This window comes from Vibrio profundum (assembly GCF_050337555.1).
Classification (GTDB): Bacteria; Pseudomonadota; Gammaproteobacteria; order Enterobacterales; family Vibrionaceae; genus Vibrio; species Vibrio profundum.
Genome location: NZ_JAKJTA010000003.1, coordinates 393,810 through 409,439, shown reverse-complemented (window position 1 = coordinate 409,439; position 15,630 = coordinate 393,810). Strand labels below are relative to the sequence as shown.

The 15,630-nt window shown below is 45.2% G+C and carries 13 protein-coding genes; 5 read left to right on the top strand and 8 right to left on the bottom strand.

Going from position 1 to position 15,630, the window contains the following annotated elements; all coding sequences use genetic code 11:
* The first annotated feature begins 124 nt into the window (after positions 1 to 124).
* The 3 genes from L4C34_RS01845 to L4C34_RS01835 all read left to right on the top strand — a co-directional run bounded on the left by L4C34_RS01845 (position 125) and on the right by L4C34_RS01835 (position 4,968).
* Positions 125 to 2,059, top strand: coding sequence for a PrkA family serine protein kinase (locus L4C34_RS01845; RefSeq protein ID WP_428787634.1), 1,935 nt, complete (start codon positions 125 to 127; stop codon positions 2,057 to 2,059).
* An 88-nt stretch (positions 2,060 to 2,147) separates the two neighbouring features.
* Positions 2,148 to 3,419, top strand: a complete 1,272-nt coding sequence (locus L4C34_RS01840) for a YeaH/YhbH family protein (RefSeq protein ID WP_428787633.1) — start codon at positions 2,148 to 2,150, stop codon at positions 3,417 to 3,419.
* 10 nt (positions 3,420 to 3,429) lie between these two features.
* Positions 3,430 to 4,968, top strand: coding sequence for a SpoVR family protein (locus tag L4C34_RS01835; RefSeq protein WP_428787632.1), 1,539 nt, complete (start codon positions 3,430 to 3,432; stop codon positions 4,966 to 4,968).
* 149 nt (positions 4,969 to 5,117) lie between these two features.
* On the opposite strand, the gene kdsB is transcribed toward L4C34_RS01835, so the two are convergent.
* From kdsB to L4C34_RS01810, 5 genes are read right to left on the bottom strand one after another with little or no spacing between them, the layout of a single operon-like run.
* The gene (kdsB, locus tag L4C34_RS01830) at positions 5,118 to 5,867 is read right to left on the bottom strand and encodes a 3-deoxy-manno-octulosonate cytidylyltransferase (RefSeq protein WP_428787631.1); all 750 of its coding nucleotides are present in this window, start codon (positions 5,865 to 5,867) and stop codon (positions 5,118 to 5,120) included.
* Positions 5,867 to 6,046: a Trm112 family protein gene (locus tag L4C34_RS01825; protein ID WP_428787630.1), complete on the bottom strand. Its 180-nt coding sequence runs from the start codon at positions 6,044 to 6,046 to the stop codon at positions 5,867 to 5,869. Before L4C34_RS01825 ends, kdsB begins: the two co-directional genes overlap by 1 nt.
* Positions 6,027 to 7,034 (bottom strand): tetraacyldisaccharide 4'-kinase, encoded by a 1,008-nt coding sequence (gene lpxK, locus L4C34_RS01820; protein ID WP_428787629.1) that lies wholly within the window; start codon positions 7,032 to 7,034, stop codon positions 6,027 to 6,029. Before lpxK ends, L4C34_RS01825 begins: the two co-directional genes overlap by 20 nt.
* A gap of 8 nt (positions 7,035 to 7,042) precedes the next feature.
* Entirely contained in the window at positions 7,043 to 8,791 is a 1,749-nt protein-coding gene (gene msbA, locus L4C34_RS01815; RefSeq protein WP_428787628.1) for a lipid A ABC transporter ATP-binding protein/permease MsbA, read from the bottom strand.
* 35 nt (positions 8,792 to 8,826) lie between these two features.
* Positions 8,827 to 11,073, bottom strand: coding sequence for a DNA internalization-related competence protein ComEC/Rec2 (locus L4C34_RS01810; protein WP_428787627.1), 2,247 nt, complete (start codon positions 11,071 to 11,073; stop codon positions 8,827 to 8,829).
* Positions 11,074 to 11,081: 8 nt separating this feature from the next.
* Here L4C34_RS01810 and L4C34_RS01805 point away from each other — a divergent pair, with 8 nt between their 5' ends.
* Positions 11,082 to 11,591: a DUF2062 domain-containing protein gene (locus L4C34_RS01805; RefSeq protein ID WP_428787626.1), complete on the top strand. Its 510-nt coding sequence runs from the start codon at positions 11,082 to 11,084 to the stop codon at positions 11,589 to 11,591.
* A 165-nt stretch (positions 11,592 to 11,756) separates the two neighbouring features.
* On the opposite strand, the gene lolE is transcribed toward L4C34_RS01805, so the two are convergent.
* Genes lolE through lolC form a run of 3 tightly spaced genes read right to left on the bottom strand, consistent with a single transcriptional unit; the run spans position 11,757 to position 14,889 of the window.
* Entirely contained in the window at positions 11,757 to 13,001 is a 1,245-nt protein-coding gene (gene lolE, locus L4C34_RS01800; protein ID WP_428787625.1) for a lipoprotein-releasing ABC transporter permease subunit LolE, read from the bottom strand.
* Positions 13,002 to 13,688, bottom strand: a complete 687-nt coding sequence (gene lolD, locus L4C34_RS01795; protein ID WP_428787624.1) for a lipoprotein-releasing ABC transporter ATP-binding protein LolD — start codon at positions 13,686 to 13,688, stop codon at positions 13,002 to 13,004. It abuts the gene before it with no gap.
* Positions 13,681 to 14,889, bottom strand: a complete 1,209-nt coding sequence (lolC, locus tag L4C34_RS01790) for a lipoprotein-releasing ABC transporter permease subunit LolC (protein WP_428787623.1) — start codon at positions 14,887 to 14,889, stop codon at positions 13,681 to 13,683. The genes lolD and lolC overlap by 8 nt, the downstream gene beginning before the upstream one ends.
* A gap of 166 nt (positions 14,890 to 15,055) precedes the next feature.
* Here lolC and L4C34_RS01785 point away from each other — a divergent pair, with 166 nt between their 5' ends.
* A complete protein-coding gene (locus tag L4C34_RS01785) occupies positions 15,056 to 15,625 on the top strand; it encodes a PilZ domain-containing protein (RefSeq protein WP_428787622.1) in 570 nt (189 codons plus the stop codon).
* Positions 15,626 to 15,630: the final 5 nt, after the last annotated feature.

The following is a 15,630-nucleotide window of genomic DNA, read 5'->3' as shown; positions in this document are numbered from 1 at the left end:
TTTCGTAATTAAACACATAATTGATAAGCAAAATGTACGAAGAAGGGCTAGGATTATGTGAGAAAGGATTTTTCGTTTAGTACGGGTTGTATGTCAATTTGACAGGTTCAAAGGGGATTTCATTATGAGTATTTTTGACCATTTTCAAGCGCGCTACGAAGCCGCCAAGGATGAAGAAATCTCTTTACAAGATTTTTTGAAGCTTTGTAAAGACGATAAGAGTGCATATGCAAACGCAGCTGAACGCTTGCTTATGGCTATCGGCGAACCAGAGGTTGTAGACACAGCGCAAGACCCTACCCTAAGCCGCATTTTCTCTAACCGTGTGATTTCTAGATATAAAACATTTGAAGACTTCTATGGAATGGAAGACGCGATTGAACAAATCGTCTCCTACCTTAAACACGCAGCTCAAGGACTAGAAGAACGCAAACAGATTTTGTATTTACTGGGCCCTGTCGGCGGCGGTAAATCTTCAATCGCTGAAAAACTTAAAGCTCTAATGCAACTAGTGCCAATCTACGTCTTGTCAGCCAACGGTGAACGTAGCCCTGTCAATGACCACCCATTCTGCTTGTTTGACATCAATGAAGATGGTGAACTGCTTAAAAACGAATATGGCATTGAAAAACGCTACGTCCGCTCCATCATGTCCCCGTGGGCAGCCAAGCGCCTGCACGATTTTGGTGGCGACATCTCCAAATTTAAAGTAGTCAAAGTTCGTCCTTCTATTCTCGATCAAGTTGCGATAGCGAAAACTGAGCCGGGCGATGAAAACAACCAAGATATTTCCTCACTGGTTGGTAAAGTCGATATTCGTAAACTGGAACATTTCTCACAAGACGACCCTGATGCCTACAGCTACTCAGGTGCTCTATGTAAAGCCAACCAAGGCTTGATGGAATTTGTCGAGATGTTCAAAGCACCAATTAAAGTCTTGCACCCGCTTTTAACCGCGACGCAAGAAGGTAACTTTAATGGCACTGAAGGCCTTTCTGCCCTTCCATTTGACGGCATGATCTTAGCCCACTCAAACGAATCAGAGTGGCAGACATTCCGAAACAACAAAAACAATGAAGCCTTCTTAGACCGTGTTTACATCGTGAAAGTGCCATACTGCTTACGCGTTTCTGAAGAAGTTAAGATTTACCAGAAGCTATTAGACCACTCAGAGTTATCCAAAGCGCCATGCTCTCCAAGCACGCTAGATCTATTGGCTCAATTTAGCATTCTTTCTCGCTTAAAAGAGCCTGAAAACTCGTCATTATTTTCCAAGATGCGTGTCTATGACGGCGAAACGCTTAAAGATACCGATCCAAAAGCGAAGAGCTATCAAGAGTATCGTGACTACGGCGGCGTCGATGAAGGTATGTCTGGGCTATCCACCCGTTTTGCCTTTAAGATCCTGTCGCGCGTTTTCAACTTTGATCAAACCGAGGTGGCAGCCAACCCTGTCCACTTGTTCTACGTCATTGAGCAGCAGGTTGAACGTGAACAGTTCCCACAAGAGCAAGCAGAAAAATACCTAGAGTTCTTGAAGGGTTACCTAGTGCCGCGCTACGTCGAATTCATCGGTAAAGAAATCCAAACTGCATATTTGGAATCTTACTCTGAATACGGCCAGAATATTTTTGACCGCTACGTCACCTACGCAGATTTCTGGATTCAAGATCAAGAATATCGCGATCCTGAAACTGGTCAGTTATTTGACCGCGGCTCTCTTAACAGTGAACTTGAGAAAATTGAAAAAACCGCTGGTATTAGTAACCCGAAAGATTTCAGAAATGAAATTGTCAACTTCGTACTCCGTGCGAAAGCCAACAATAACGGTCTAAACCCGGTATGGACCAGTTATGAAAAACTGCGCACTGTGATTGAGAAGAAAATGTTCTCAAATACAGAAGAGTTGCTCCCTGTTATTTCCTTTAATGCGAAGACATCGTCTGAAGATCAGAAGAAGCACGACGACTTTGTTGCTCGTATGATGGAAAAGGGCTATACAGAGAAGCAAGTAAGATTGCTGTCTGAGTGGTATTTACGCGTACGTAAATCTTCTTAACTGCAACTAACAAAAGCCCGCAATAAAGTACTATCTGCCGCCCATGCGGCAGATAGTCGGCTTATGTGACGTTTATAAGGGGTGACTTATGGCGCAATTTATTGATCGACGACTAAATGGGAAAAATAAAAGTGCGGTTAACCGTCAACGTTTTCTACGTCGTCACAAAGAGCAAATCAAAGAGTCTGTCGCTGATGCAGTGAATAGACGTTCCATTACGAACACTGAATCCGGTGAAGATATCTCCATTCCTCACCGTGACATCAAAGAGCCAGTATTCCATCAAGGAAAAGGCGGAGTAAAAGAGCGTGTCCACCCTGGCAATGATCAGTTTATTACCGGTGATAAAATCGAGCGTCCGAAAGGTGGCGGTCAAGGTAGTGGTTCTGGTGAGGGTGACGCTAGCCCAGATGGCGAAGGCCAAGATGAATTCGTATTTCAAATTTCCAAAGATGAATATCTCGATATTTTATTTGAGGATCTTGAGCTCCCGAACCTAGAAAAAAACCAAATCAACAAAATTACAGAATGGAAAATACACCGTTCGGGGTACCAAACTGCTGGGATCCCATCCAATATCGCCGTTGTTCGTTCTTTGCAACAATCCTTAGCCCGTCGTACAGCGATGACCGCAGGGAAAAAACGCCTACTTAATGAGTTGGAAAACGAATTAGAACAAATCAGAAAATCTGAACCTGCCCAACTGCTAGAAGAACAAAAAATCAAAGAACAGATTCAGGATCTGCGCAAAAAAATCGAAAGTGTCCCTTTTATCGATACCTTCGATCTTCGCTTCAAAAACTACGAGCGCCGACCTGTGCCGTCGAGTCAGGCTGTGATGTTCTGTTTGATGGACGTATCAGGCTCAATGGATCAGGCAACCAAAGATATTGCTAAGCGTTTCTACGTTCTGCTGTATCTATTCCTTACTCGAACATACGAAAATGTTGAAGTTGTTTTCATCCGTCACCACACTCAAGCGAAAGAAGTTGATGAGCACGAGTTTTTCTACTCTCAAGAAACCGGCGGCACTATCGTGTCGAGCGCTTTGAAACTAATGAACGAGATTGTACAAGACCGTTACCCTGTTGGAGAATGGAACATCTATGCGGCACAAGCATCAGATGGTGACAACTGGGCGGACGATTCCCCTCGTTGTAAAGATCTCCTAGTCAACAAACTACTCCCTAACTGCCAGTATTATTCGTATATCGAAATTACGCGCCGCTCGCACCAGACCTTATGGCATGAGTACGAAAAGCTAGAACAGTCATTCGATAACTTCGCGATGAAAAACATTCGAACCGTCGATGATATTTTCCCAGTATTTAGAGAGTTGTTCCAAAAGGAAACAGCTTAGGAAGGCGCCTATGACAGCGAACACTAAACGACGCTCAAAAAAGAAAAGTAAGTTGCTTCCAGACGGGCCCGATTGGACCTTTGATCTGCTGGAACGTTACCACCAAGAAATCAAACGCGTTGCAGAGCATTATCGCTTAGACACATACCCGAACCAGATTGAAGTCATTACTTCAGAGCAAATGATGGACGCTTATTCCAGTATTGGCATGCCCATCAACTACAACCACTGGTCATTCGGTAAAAAGTTTATCCAAACAGAGCAAGGTTACAAACATGGGCAAATGGGCCTTGCGTATGAGATAGTGATCAACTCAGATCCTTGTATCTCCTACTTAATGGAAGAAAATACCGTCACTATGCAAGCGCTAGTTATGGCACACGCCTGTTATGGACACAACTCTTTCTTTAAAGGCAACTACCTTTTCCAGACTTGGACAGACGCCAGCTCAATTATCGACTACCTATTATTCGCAAAAAAATATATTTCCGATTGTGAGCAAAAATATGGTGTCGCTGAGGTTGAGGAGCTGTTGGACTCTTGCCATGCGTTGATGAACTTTGGTGTCGACCGCTATAAGCGGCCAGAAAAAATTTCTATGGCAGAAGAAACTGCACGCCAAGAAGAACGTGAAACGTACCTGCAATCTCAAGTGAACGAGTTGTGGCGTACCGTGCCAAAAGCGAAGACAAAAGAAGAAGACATCAAGGTTCGTTTCCCGTCTGAACCACAGGAAAATATCCTGTATTTTATCGAAAAACACGCGCCCCTATTAGAACCATGGCAACGTGAAATAGTACGTATTGTGCGAAAAGTCAGCCAATACTTCTACCCTCAGAAGCAAACTCAGGTCATGAACGAAGGTTGGGCCACGTTCTGGCACTACACTATCTTGAACCACTTGTATGATGAGGGAATTGTTTCAGAAAAATTCATCTTAGAGTTCCTCCACAGCCACACTAGCGTCGTCGCTCAGCCGTCATACAACAGCCAATATTACAGTGGCATTAACCCTTATGCGCTGGGCTTCGCAATGTTTAGAGACATCAAGAGAATCTGTGAAGAGCCGACTGATGAAGATAAAGAGTGGTTCCCAGATCTCGCTGGGTCAGATTGGTTGGATGCGTTGCACTTTGCAATGCGTAATTTTAAAGATGAAAGCTTTATCAGCCAGTACCTGTCTCCTAAGTTGATCCGGGATTTCAAGCTATTTGCGGTTACTGACGACGATAGAAAAAACTTCATCGAAGTCAGTGCGATTCACGATCAGTCAGGCTACCGGAAAATCCGCGAGAAGATCGCCGCCCAGTATAATTTAAGCAACCTCGAGCCAAATATTCAGGTGTTTAATGTCGATATACGTGGCGATAGATCGATGACTTTACAATATGTTCCTCACGACCGGATTCCGCTAGACGAGGGCCATGATGAAGTACTCAAGCACATGTATCGCTTATGGGGATTTGATGTCATCCTCGAAGAAGTCAAAGAAAGTGGCCGCCGAGAAATTCTTGCAACCTGTCCACCCCGTAATGGTGGAGAATCTTGATCAGAGAAATGTAATAGAGACTTTAAGCTCTGACATTTAGACTGGGCTCGAAAGCGCAACCTATTAAAGCAATGCTTTTTATAAATATTACATAACCAAATAAAAAAAGAGTGCAGATGCACTCTTTTTTTTGTCTGAAAATGCTAATTTTAGCCAAGCAGCAATTTACGAACTGCAGCCAAATCTTCTGGTGTATCGACACCAGGGGCAGGCGCTTCACATGCAAGAGCAACGTGAATTCTTTCCCCATGCCAAAGCACCCTTAGCTGCTCTAAACATTCTATTTTTTCTAATGCCGTCGGTTCCCAATTAATATAAGTATTAATGAAACCAGCTCGATAAGCATAAATACCAATGTGACGAAGTAGCGGCTGTTCAATACTCACATCGCCTTTAGTGAAGTTGTCGCGATCCCAAGGAATCGACGCTCGACTGAAATACAGCGCATAACCATCTTTATCGAGCACAACTTTAACGGCACTCGGATCAAACGCTTCTTGCTCGTCTGATATGTGCGTCGCTAACGTCGCCATCGGGGCGTCATTATCAGCTAAGTTTTGTGCTACTTGCTCAATAACAGCAGGCGGAATCAAAGGTTCATCCCCCTGAACATTGACGACAATATGATCGGCTGGGATATTCTCCAATCGCACAACTTCTGCCAATCGCTCAGTACCCGATTGATGAGAAGATGATGTCATGCATACACGTCCAGAAAAACCTTTAACTGCATTCGCAACACGTTCATCATCCGTGGCAACAATCACAGATTCCGCGCCGGATTGAAGAGCTCTCTCGTATACCCATTGAATCATTGGCTTACCATTAATATCCGCAAGGGGCTTGCCCGGTAAACGCGTCGATTGGTAGCGAGCTGGAATTACAATGGTGAATGCCATTATCGCCCCTCATCCATCGGAAGTTCTCGTGCCTCTGGCTCGAGTAATACTGGAATACCTTCTTTGATTGGGTAAGCTAGGCGATCCAGTTTGCAAACCAATTCTTGACGCTCTTTGTCGTATGATAATTTACCTTTGCACACTGGGCATGCAACGATTTCAAGTAGACGATGATCCATAGCCTTCCATTACCTCTTTAATTCTGGTCACTATTTGTTGCTCGTGTGATTCTGATATCACCGCAGACACAGGTAAGTACCACCAATTTTTCTCGGCATACTGCATGCACTTAACTGCATCTTTCTCGGTCATTATAACGTTGTCACCACGACGAGCTAACTCATGTAATTCCGCGGGATCAAAATCTTTATGATCCGCAAAGCTTTTAGTCACTTGGAGGTTTGCTCCAAGCTGCGTTAACGTGGAAAAAAATCTTGGGGGATGGGCAATACCGGCAAATGCGACTAGGCTATCTAGCTGTTCAACTGACTTTCGCTCCCCGCTGTATAGATTTATCGCTAAATCAGGAGCTAAGTTAAGCGCGATTTCATTTCCCTGTGCCTGCCCGCCATTATTGATAACAAAATCGACGCTTTTAAGACGCGTTATTTCTTCTCGCAACGGGCCAAGCGGTAGCAAGCTTTCATTACCAAAACGACGTTGGCCATCAACGACGACGATTTCTATATCGCGCTGAAGCGCATAGTGTTGCAGCCCATCATCGGTCACGATCACATCAACATTTTTCTCTAGCAAAACTTTTACTGCGTCGGCGCGAACAGGTGACACCGAAACCGGAACTTGAGTACGGCGATAAATTAATTTCGGCTCGTCCCCGCAATGTTCTGTAGGCGTCTCTGGCTCTAATACCAAGGGATAACTAGGCGCCTTCGCTCCATAGCCTCTTGATACAACGCCAGGTTTGTACCCCTGGCGCTTAAGTAGCTCAACTAACCAAATAACGGTTGGCGTTTTCCCGCTACCGCCAACCGTTATATTGCCGACGACGATAACTGGAATCGGCGCTTTATAGCTCGCCTTCTCCCCGCGTAAATAAGCTTGCTTTCGCCTACCCGATAGCAGTGCGAATAACCGACTAAGTGGCCATAACAAAGGCCACAAAATCAATCTAAGAGGATGGTTTTGGTACCAAATTTTCTCAATCACAAAGCGTATCACTCACCAAATTGAGTGCGATGAAGCTGAGCATATGCGCCAGCTTTCTCTAACAATTCACGGTGTGCACCTCGTTCAATGATTTTCCCTTCATCGACCACTAATATCTCGTCTGCTGACTCAATGGTCGATAATCGGTGCGCAATCACCAGCACAGTCTTGTCTTTTTGTAGCTCTTCCAATGCAGACTGAATTGCTTTTTCAGATTCAGTATCCAGTGCCGATGTGGCTTCGTCCAAAATGAGTACTGGTGCATCTCTCAGCAACGCACGAGCAATCGCAATACGCTGTCTTTGACCACCAGATAAACTCGTTCCGTTTTCACCAATGACGGTATCCAACCCATTTTCAAGTGGGGTGATAAATTCCATGGCATGAGCAAGCTTAGCAGCGTGTTCTATTTGCTCACGTGAATAATCGTCCTGCGCCGCATACGCGATGTTATTCGCAATCGTATCATTGAATAAATGGACATTTTGCGATACGAGCGCGAAATGGGAACGCAAATTCGCTAACGTGTAATCTCGAACATCATGAGCATCAAGGTAGATAGACCCCGAGTCTACGTCGTAGAATCGATTGAACAAGTTAGCGATAGTACTTTTCCCTGAACCAGAACGTCCAACTAAAGCGACTGTTTTCCCGCTCGGAATTTTAAAGCTGACGTCATCTAACGCTGGCTTGTCTTTGCCTTGGTAAGTGAAAGTAACATTGTTTACGGAAACGTCCCCTTTCACTTTCTCAACTTCATATTTTCCATTATCGACTTCCGTCTCCAAATCCATCAAAGAAAACAGTGTCTGGCTTGCAGCCATACCACGTTGGAATTGAGCTGTCACGCCTGTTAGAGACTTCAGCGGTCGCATCAAACCAAACATAGCCGAGAAAATAACAGTGAACGTACCTGGAGTCAGTTGATCGCGAATCGAGTCAACACTGGCGAGGAAGAGGATGGTCACTAGCGCTACAGACGCAATCATTTGCACCACGGGATTTGCAATCGCTTGAGCAGAAACCAACTTCATTGATTGCTGACGCATTTGATTGCTCACTTGTTTAAAGCGCGAGTGCTCGACAGCTTGGCCGCCATAACTTAATACAACTTTATGTCCTTTAAGCATTTGCTCAGCCGATGCAGTCACATCACCCATTGCCGTTTGCATATTACGAGAAATTTTTCTAAAACGTTTAGAAACGATACCAATCGCCCAAGCCACAACGGGGGCGACGACTAACAAGACAAGGGATAACTGCCAGCTGTTCCAGAACATTAATACCAGCAAACCGATAATGCTGGCACCTTCGCGGACGATGCTCACTAGCGCACTGCTGGTCGCACCTGCGACTTGTTCTGAGTCGTAGGTTATTCGTGACAACAAGCCACCCGTAGACTCTCGATCGAAAAAAGACACAGGCATACGAATGAATTGGCCAAACAATTTGCGGCGCATTCCCATCACGACATGGCTAGAAACCCAGCTCAAACAGTAGGTCGACACAAAACCACTGACACCGCGGATAAAAATCATCACCAAGATGATAAATGGCAAAATTTGTAAGAAGTCTGATTTGGCGTCACCAAACCCTTCGTCAAGTAGTGGTTTCAGGAGCGAAACCATATAGGTGTCTGAGGTGGCATTAATCACGAGAGCAATTACTGCTACCGTTAGGCCCGCTTTATAATTTCTGATGTAGGCCCATAGGCGTTTAAATGTTTGCCAAGTGGACGCATCGGTGTTTATCGACATAGGTGTATGCTTGATCGGGTTTTCAAAAATTCTGTCTATTCTACTCGCTTCCGCAGCATCTGCCTATACCAAGTGTGATTTAGACCATCTCTCAGTAGGCTCAGCTGATACTTTTTTACATAAAACTCAATAGATATTTGCCCAGAATTTGCAGTATCCAGCCAAGCTGCCCCTGCGTCTTGATATCTTTGGGTCACTTCAGCGTCCGGTAAGTTCCAGCGGCCCATCCATTTCAAAGAGGCAAGTGCCAAATTAGGCCTAACCTTATTGATAAAATTTGCACTTGAGGACGATCGGCTCCCATGATGTGGAACAATTAATATATCCGCTTTCAAATCGCTATTTTGGCGGGTAATCATCCATTCTTGCGCCGCCTCTATATCACCTGTAAGCAATACGTTTCTCTTGCTGAGAGTATCGTGTATTCGGATCACACAGGAGTGCGGATTGTAGGCACGAGAAACCGAATTCGGTGGCCACAATACTCGGAACTCAAGATAATTCCATCGCCAATGTTGGCCTCGAACACACGGAAGTTCATTCGATTCTCGTGACGATGAGCGAACCCAATTCGGATGGAATACTTGGTGTATGTATTCCTTACCTCCGGCGTGGTCTGAATCAAGATGACTGACTATTAACCCCTCAACTTTTTCCACTCCGCGTTTACGCAGTATCGGTTCTATAAGCGATTTCGCGACGCTACCTCCAAGCCATGCAGGCCCAGTATCATAAATAACCACCTCTCCCGCCTGCTGCAACAAAACCGCGAGCCCATGACCCACATCTAACACATCAAGCCGCCATACGGGTTGCTTGTTAAACCAAGGTGATAACCCAACTGTGCTAAAAATCGTCGCCATGACTAAAAGCATTGCAGATCGAGTTAACAGGGGAGCAAGAACTGGCCACAACGCCAAACAAAGGAAAAAGCCGAATGCTTTGTCGGGCACAGCAAGCCAAGTGTTCTCGGAAAAAGATATCGCATAACTTATCGGCGACAGCAATTTATCAACACCGAGCCATAGCCATGTTGAACTACCTCCTACTATCACCGTCAGAAAAAGGGCGATAAAAAGACTCGGTACAACCACGATACTGACCCAAGGTACGAATATTATGTTGAATATGATGGAGCTAATACTCACCCCTTGGAAAAACAACAAACTAATGGGCATCATCAAAAAGGTAAACGCTAGCTGGAACTTCACTAACTTGCCAAAAAGAGAGCGTTCCTGACTCTGTCCAAGTAAATAAAATAATATTGCGACCGCAATAAAAGACAGCCAAAAGCCGCTCGATAAAGGAGAGAATGGATAGATCATTAATACAACGGCCAGTGTCATCAGCCAACGCACAAAAGGGCCAACTCGAACCCGCATAATAAGAAGAAAAACATTAAACACGCACATCACTAACGCTCTTTGCGTACTTATAGTAAAGCCTGCGAGCCCAGCATAAAACACGGCACTGAATACACCAAAAACAAGAGGAAACCATATAAGGCGCGAAGAAACCCTGAGTACAAGTGCACCGACCACGTAACCAATTGCAAACGCTATTCCAACGTGTAAACCAGAGATCGCCACCAAATGGCTAAGGCCGCTTGCCCGCAATTGCTGCCAAAGAGATGCAGAAATGTCATTACGTAGGCCAAAGAGCAGCGCTTTAATCAAACCAGCATGAGTTAAAGCAGAAATAGCCGCATTCGAGCGCTGGTATAACCAATTACGAACAGAAAATCCGCTTTCTATCTTTTGGGGAGCAGCTTGGGCGACCGCTTTGGCTACCCAACCTTGGCTAAGATAATAACGCTCCTTGTCGAAACCCGCCTCGTTTAACCAACCACTCACGTGATTCAAGCGCACTTGAACAGACGTAGTTTGATTGGGTAGCAAAGGAACGGGAGAAACTAGCCGAACTTTACCTTGCTTCAAGTACGGCAAAGGCGTGTCGTTCAGTGCTAGAATCGAAATCGTCCCCTCATAACCATAATTAATTTTCTTAAAAAAGCTGTCGACTCTTGCGGTTATGGTAACATTTCGGCCAGACTCAAAAACGGATCGTGACTGCTCAAGCAAGGTGTTAGCATGGAAAAAGATCACCAATAGTGCCACGCTGCACCCGATAAGCCAGTTTAACCCCCTATACTTAACACTGAGCGAAACTAGAACCAAAGTAGGCAGTATCCAACGCCAGTGTGGCATCATCGGCCAATACGGAGCACTCAAAATCGTAATAATGAATGAAATCAATGCCCAATAAGTAGATAAGAGAGTCATGTTCCCCTATGCCAAAAAAGTTTATTAAGCGTTTTACTCCCGACCACGAATCGATAAAACGGCAGAAAGCGTTGAAGGTATTCGGTACCTTGCTATATAACCCAAACCTATGGTGCCTGAACCGCCGTTCAGCGTCTGGCGCATTTGCGGTCGGCCTTTTCATGGCATTCGTTCCCCTACCAAGCCAAATGATTATGTCAGCCGGGCTAGCGATTATGTTCGGTGTTAATTTGCCTCTCTCCGTTGCTTTGGTCTGGGTGAGTAACCCCATTACCATGCCAGTACTGTTCTACTTCGCCTACAAAATTGGCGCAGCAATTCTGGGCACGCCCGCACATGCGTTTCATTTTGAACTCTCGTGGCAATTTATCATGGAGCAAATGCATACCATTGGCCCACCGTTTTTGCTGGGCTGCATGATCTGTGCAGTGGCCTCTGCGTTAATAGGCTATTTCGGTATTAAAGGGTTATGGCGCTATTCAGTGGTAAGAAGTTGGCAAAAGCGACAATTGCGCTAGACATTTTCCCCTAAGAACAAGGTAATTTAGCGTCACACAATTTGAAACGCTGCCAAGTAATATTTGGCAGCGTTCTCTAACAAAGGGTGAAAACGGGCTGTGAGAAAGGATGAAAAAAAGGGCGATACGCCCTTTTTTATTTCAATAACTTTAATTTCAAGCGTTTTATTTAGAACTCAACACCGCAGCGGGTTTTAGCTTACTCGCTCTAGAAGCGGGGTACCATGTAGCCAGCAAACTCAAGACAACGGCAGTCGCCGATACCAACAGCACATTCGACCACTCCACCTGTGACGGAACAAAGTTCACAAAGTAAATATTGCCGGATAAAAATCGGTGACCGAGTATGCTTTGCAGCCCATCAATCAGCTCAGTCAAATTCATCGCGATTAGCACACCAAACACGCTGCCTGCAATGCTGCCCAATATGCCCGAGAACACACCTTGCCAAATAAATATTCGGCGAATTAAAGCGTCTGTAGCGCCCATTGTCCGTAAAATTGCGATGTCACCACTCCGGTCTTTTACGGCCATCATCAGTGTCGATACGATATTAAAACAAGCAACCCCAATCACGAGTACCATCACGAGATACATAATAGTGCGTACAAGTTGAATATCTCTATACAGGAACCCATATTGCTGCTGCCAACTTTTTAAATACACATAGGTATTGAGATGACTGCCGACTTCTCGCACGATTTGAGTCGCGTCAAGCACGTTAGACACTTTGACTGCTACGCCAGTGACAGCGCTGCCCATATCAGCATAAAGCTGGGCATCTTCTAGAGGTAGCAAGGCGAGTGAATGATCAATTTGCCCTTGCAAGTTTAATAACCCGACAACTTGCAAACGCACTCGCTTCGGAGCTTCCACTCTAGCTGTGCTGTTTTTCTTTGGTATCAATAACGTGACATATTGGCCTACTTTTACGCGCAGCGTGTCTGCAACGCCTTTACCAAGAATAATCTGGTGCTTGCCCGATTTAAACTCCCGCCATGCTTTCGGAGTTATATATTTAGCCATATTAGAAACAGCCAGCTCTTGCTTTGGATCGATACCTCGCACCGCGATCGCTTTTAACTTCAGCCCTCTCTCAGCTAAAGCTGTAAAGCCAACATAAGGCGCAGCTCCCTTGATTTGAGGGCTTTGACGAACTTGGTGTATCAGTGAATGCCAATCTTGAATCGGTCCTCTCACGCCAGCAAACTCACCGTGCGGGATAACGGACAATACTCGGTTATCCAACTCGCGTTGAAAACCGTTCATTGCGGACAATCCAATAATAATCACCGCCACTCCAACCGCGATGCCTATTACCGAAGAGAGAGAAATAAAGGACACTAATTTGTTGCGTTGCTTAGTACGGCTAAACCGCCGGCCTATAAAAAGTGACAATGAAGACAGCATCTATTCTTCCTTCCCACCGACCAAAAGCCCATCTTTCATATATAAATGCCGGTCCATTTTTCCTGCCAATTCAGTGTCATGCGTAACCACTAAAAACGCAGTCTGAAATTCTTGGTTTAGCTCGCGCATTAATTGGTATATAGACAAAGCCGTTTTATGGTCAAGGTTGCCTGTCGGCTCATCAGCGAGCACTAAGGATGGCTTGTTCACTAGAGCCCGAGCAATCGCCACACGCTGACGCTCACCACCTGAAAGTTCTGACGGACGATGATTTAACCGATGGCCTAAGCCTACTTTTTCCAGTAGCTGTTCGGCCTGAGCTTTCGCTTTCGCCTTGCTCATGCCACCAATTAATAATGGCATCGCAACGTTTTCCACCGCGTTAAAATCTGCCAGAAGATGATGAAACTGATAAATAAAACCTAAATGCTGGTTACGCAATTTCGCTTGTTTGTCTGGGTTAAGATCCGCAAGATCTTTACCTAAAAAGCTCACACTGCCCTGTGTAGGATCATCGAGTGCGCCCAAAATATGCAGTAAGGTACTTTTCCCTGAACCTGAGCTGCCCACTAGAGAGACAAACTCGCCCTTTTGAAGTTCAAAGCTCACCCCTTTTAGTACTTGGGTATCCAGCGCACCTTCTTGATAAGTTTTACAAATATGTTCACACGTTAAGAGATTACTCATATCTCAAAGCCTCGGCTGGGTTAACTGAAGATGCTCGATAAGATGGATAAAGCGTTGCTAATAAGCTCAAGCCAATCGCCAGAAAAATAACGACAACGGTTTGCAGTGGGTTAATAACAATAGGTAACCGCCCGCCAATAGCGAATAAAGAGACACCAAGAAGTTCAAGCAAGTGGTTTAGGTTTAGCGCTAACAATACCCCTAGCCCACCACCTACAATCGCACCGATAGTGCCACTACTAGCGCCTTGAATCATGAATATTGCTAAGACTTGTCGATTACTCATCCCTTGAGTTTTCAAAATAGCGATTTCAGGTTGCTTCTCCATTACCACCATAATAAGCGCCGAGACAATATTAAAAGCCGCAACCGCAACAATGAGGGCAAGCATTAGCCCCATCATACTTTTTTCCATTCCCACCGCCTGAAACAGCTGTCCGCGCTGAGCTCGCCAGTCGCTCCATTGCCAGCCTTGTGGTAATGGCTGTTTGGCCAATTCACTCACCACAAACGGATCATGGAAAAACAGTCGCCAGCCAGTAATCTCTCCGTGTTTGAGACGCATCAGTCTGGCGGCGTCTTGCATATCCGTGACAACCAATTGTCCGTCTACATCCGAGCCTGTATTGTAAATACCAACAATGCGGAACATACGTTGGCGAGGAATGATCCCAAACGGGGTAAATTGGCTGGCACTCGTCACCATTAAGCGAAGGTTATCGCCGACACTCACATCAAGATTTCTCGCGAGCGTTTGGCCAATCAAAACGCGATACGCTCCTGACTTCAGATCAGAAAGACGGCCCATTACCATATAGTTTTCGATAGGATCCGGCTTATTGGGCTCAACACCAACCATCATTCCGACGGTGAGTTCGCTAGAACTTTGCACAATCGCTTCTCCGCGAACAATGGGTTGAGGAGGCTGTTGATCCGACATTGAAGTCAAAAACTCAGGAGGAATGTCAGTCATAGGGGTATGACCATTTGCCTGTGAGACCACAGCTTGCGGCAACACCCCTAGGATTCGACTTTTCAGTTGAGACTCGAAGCCATTCATCACCGACAACACAGTGACCAATGACATGACGCCAATAACAATGCCCGCCGTGGAAATAAAGGAAACAAAGCGGCTAAACCTATCACCAGAACGCCCCCTCAGGTAACGTAATCCGATGAAAGCCGATACGGATGAAAGCATAAATCAAACCAAGAATATGTAAGTCGGGATACTGTAACGATTAACGCCCATCGGTTGTAGTGTTAATTTGCTAAGTCATCGTCAATTAGTGGAATAATCGCCAACATTTCTTGAGTAACTCGGTTTGTTTGGTGATAATCATAAACAAAAGACAAGGAAAGCAAGTATGGCAGGGCAAGAATATTTTACCGTAGTTCACTCCATGGTCGTAAACATAGAGCCGCTTGACAAAGACACTGACTTTCCCACTCCAGATCAGTTCGAAGCAGAAATCCCACATTCCTTTTTGGTCGCAAGTGAGTTCAGTCAGCTCGACCATTTAAACGATAGGGCTCGCCTTGAGCTCAAGCATAGCGATCTCAAATACGTTATCGAGTTGTTGGATAGCCAAAACTCTAAGCTCAACCTGGTGCTTACCTATATGCTATCCGAACAAGACAATGAGGCCTACCGCCACCGTACCGTGTGCTTTGGAGCCAGCCAACTTTCCTACCAATCTTCAAACCCACTTGAACGAGAGACCAAAACTCGAGTGAAATTATTTTTAGAACACCCAGCAGCTGCTATATACTGCTATGCACAAGTGTCTGATTGCGTGGAGCAAGAAGACGATGGATACTTAATTACCATCGAATATGAGCTCCTCAGAGATGCAGATCAAGACCTGCTAATCAAAGCCGCATTGTATCAACAGCAAAAACTGTTGCGTCAACGTACCCTAAATCGAAGCGAATAAAAATT

Excerpts from the sequence above, each read along its gene's own strand:
- L4C34_RS01845 (WP_428787634.1), top strand. The coding sequence starts at position 125 with ATGAGTATTTTTGACCATTTTCAAGCGCGCTACGAAGCCGCCAAGGAT.
- L4C34_RS01840 (WP_428787633.1), top strand. The coding sequence starts at position 2,148 with ATGGCGCAATTTATTGATCGACGACTAAATGGGAAAAATAAAAGTGCG.
- L4C34_RS01835 (WP_428787632.1), top strand. The coding sequence starts at position 3,430 with ATGACAGCGAACACTAAACGACGCTCAAAAAAGAAAAGTAAGTTGCTT.
- kdsB (WP_428787631.1), bottom strand. The coding sequence starts at position 5,867 with ATGGCATTCACCATTGTAATTCCAGCTCGCTACCAATCGACGCGTTTA.
- L4C34_RS01825 (WP_428787630.1), bottom strand. The coding sequence starts at position 6,046 with ATGGATCATCGTCTACTTGAAATCGTTGCATGCCCAGTGTGCAAAGGT.
- msbA (WP_428787628.1), bottom strand. The coding sequence starts at position 8,791 with ATGTCGATAAACACCGATGCGTCCACTTGGCAAACATTTAAACGCCTA.
- L4C34_RS01810 (WP_428787627.1), bottom strand. The coding sequence starts at position 11,073 with ATGACTCTCTTATCTACTTATTGGGCATTGATTTCATTCATTATTACG.
- L4C34_RS01805 (WP_428787626.1), top strand. The coding sequence starts at position 11,082 with ATGCCAAAAAAGTTTATTAAGCGTTTTACTCCCGACCACGAATCGATA.
- lolE (WP_428787625.1), bottom strand. The coding sequence starts at position 13,001 with ATGCTGTCTTCATTGTCACTTTTTATAGGCCGGCGGTTTAGCCGTACT.
- lolD (WP_428787624.1), bottom strand. The coding sequence starts at position 13,688 with ATGAGTAATCTCTTAACGTGTGAACATATTTGTAAAACTTATCAAGAA.
- lolC (WP_428787623.1), bottom strand. The coding sequence starts at position 14,889 with ATGCTTTCATCCGTATCGGCTTTCATCGGATTACGTTACCTGAGGGGG.
- L4C34_RS01785 (WP_428787622.1), top strand. The coding sequence starts at position 15,056 with ATGGCAGGGCAAGAATATTTTACCGTAGTTCACTCCATGGTCGTAAAC.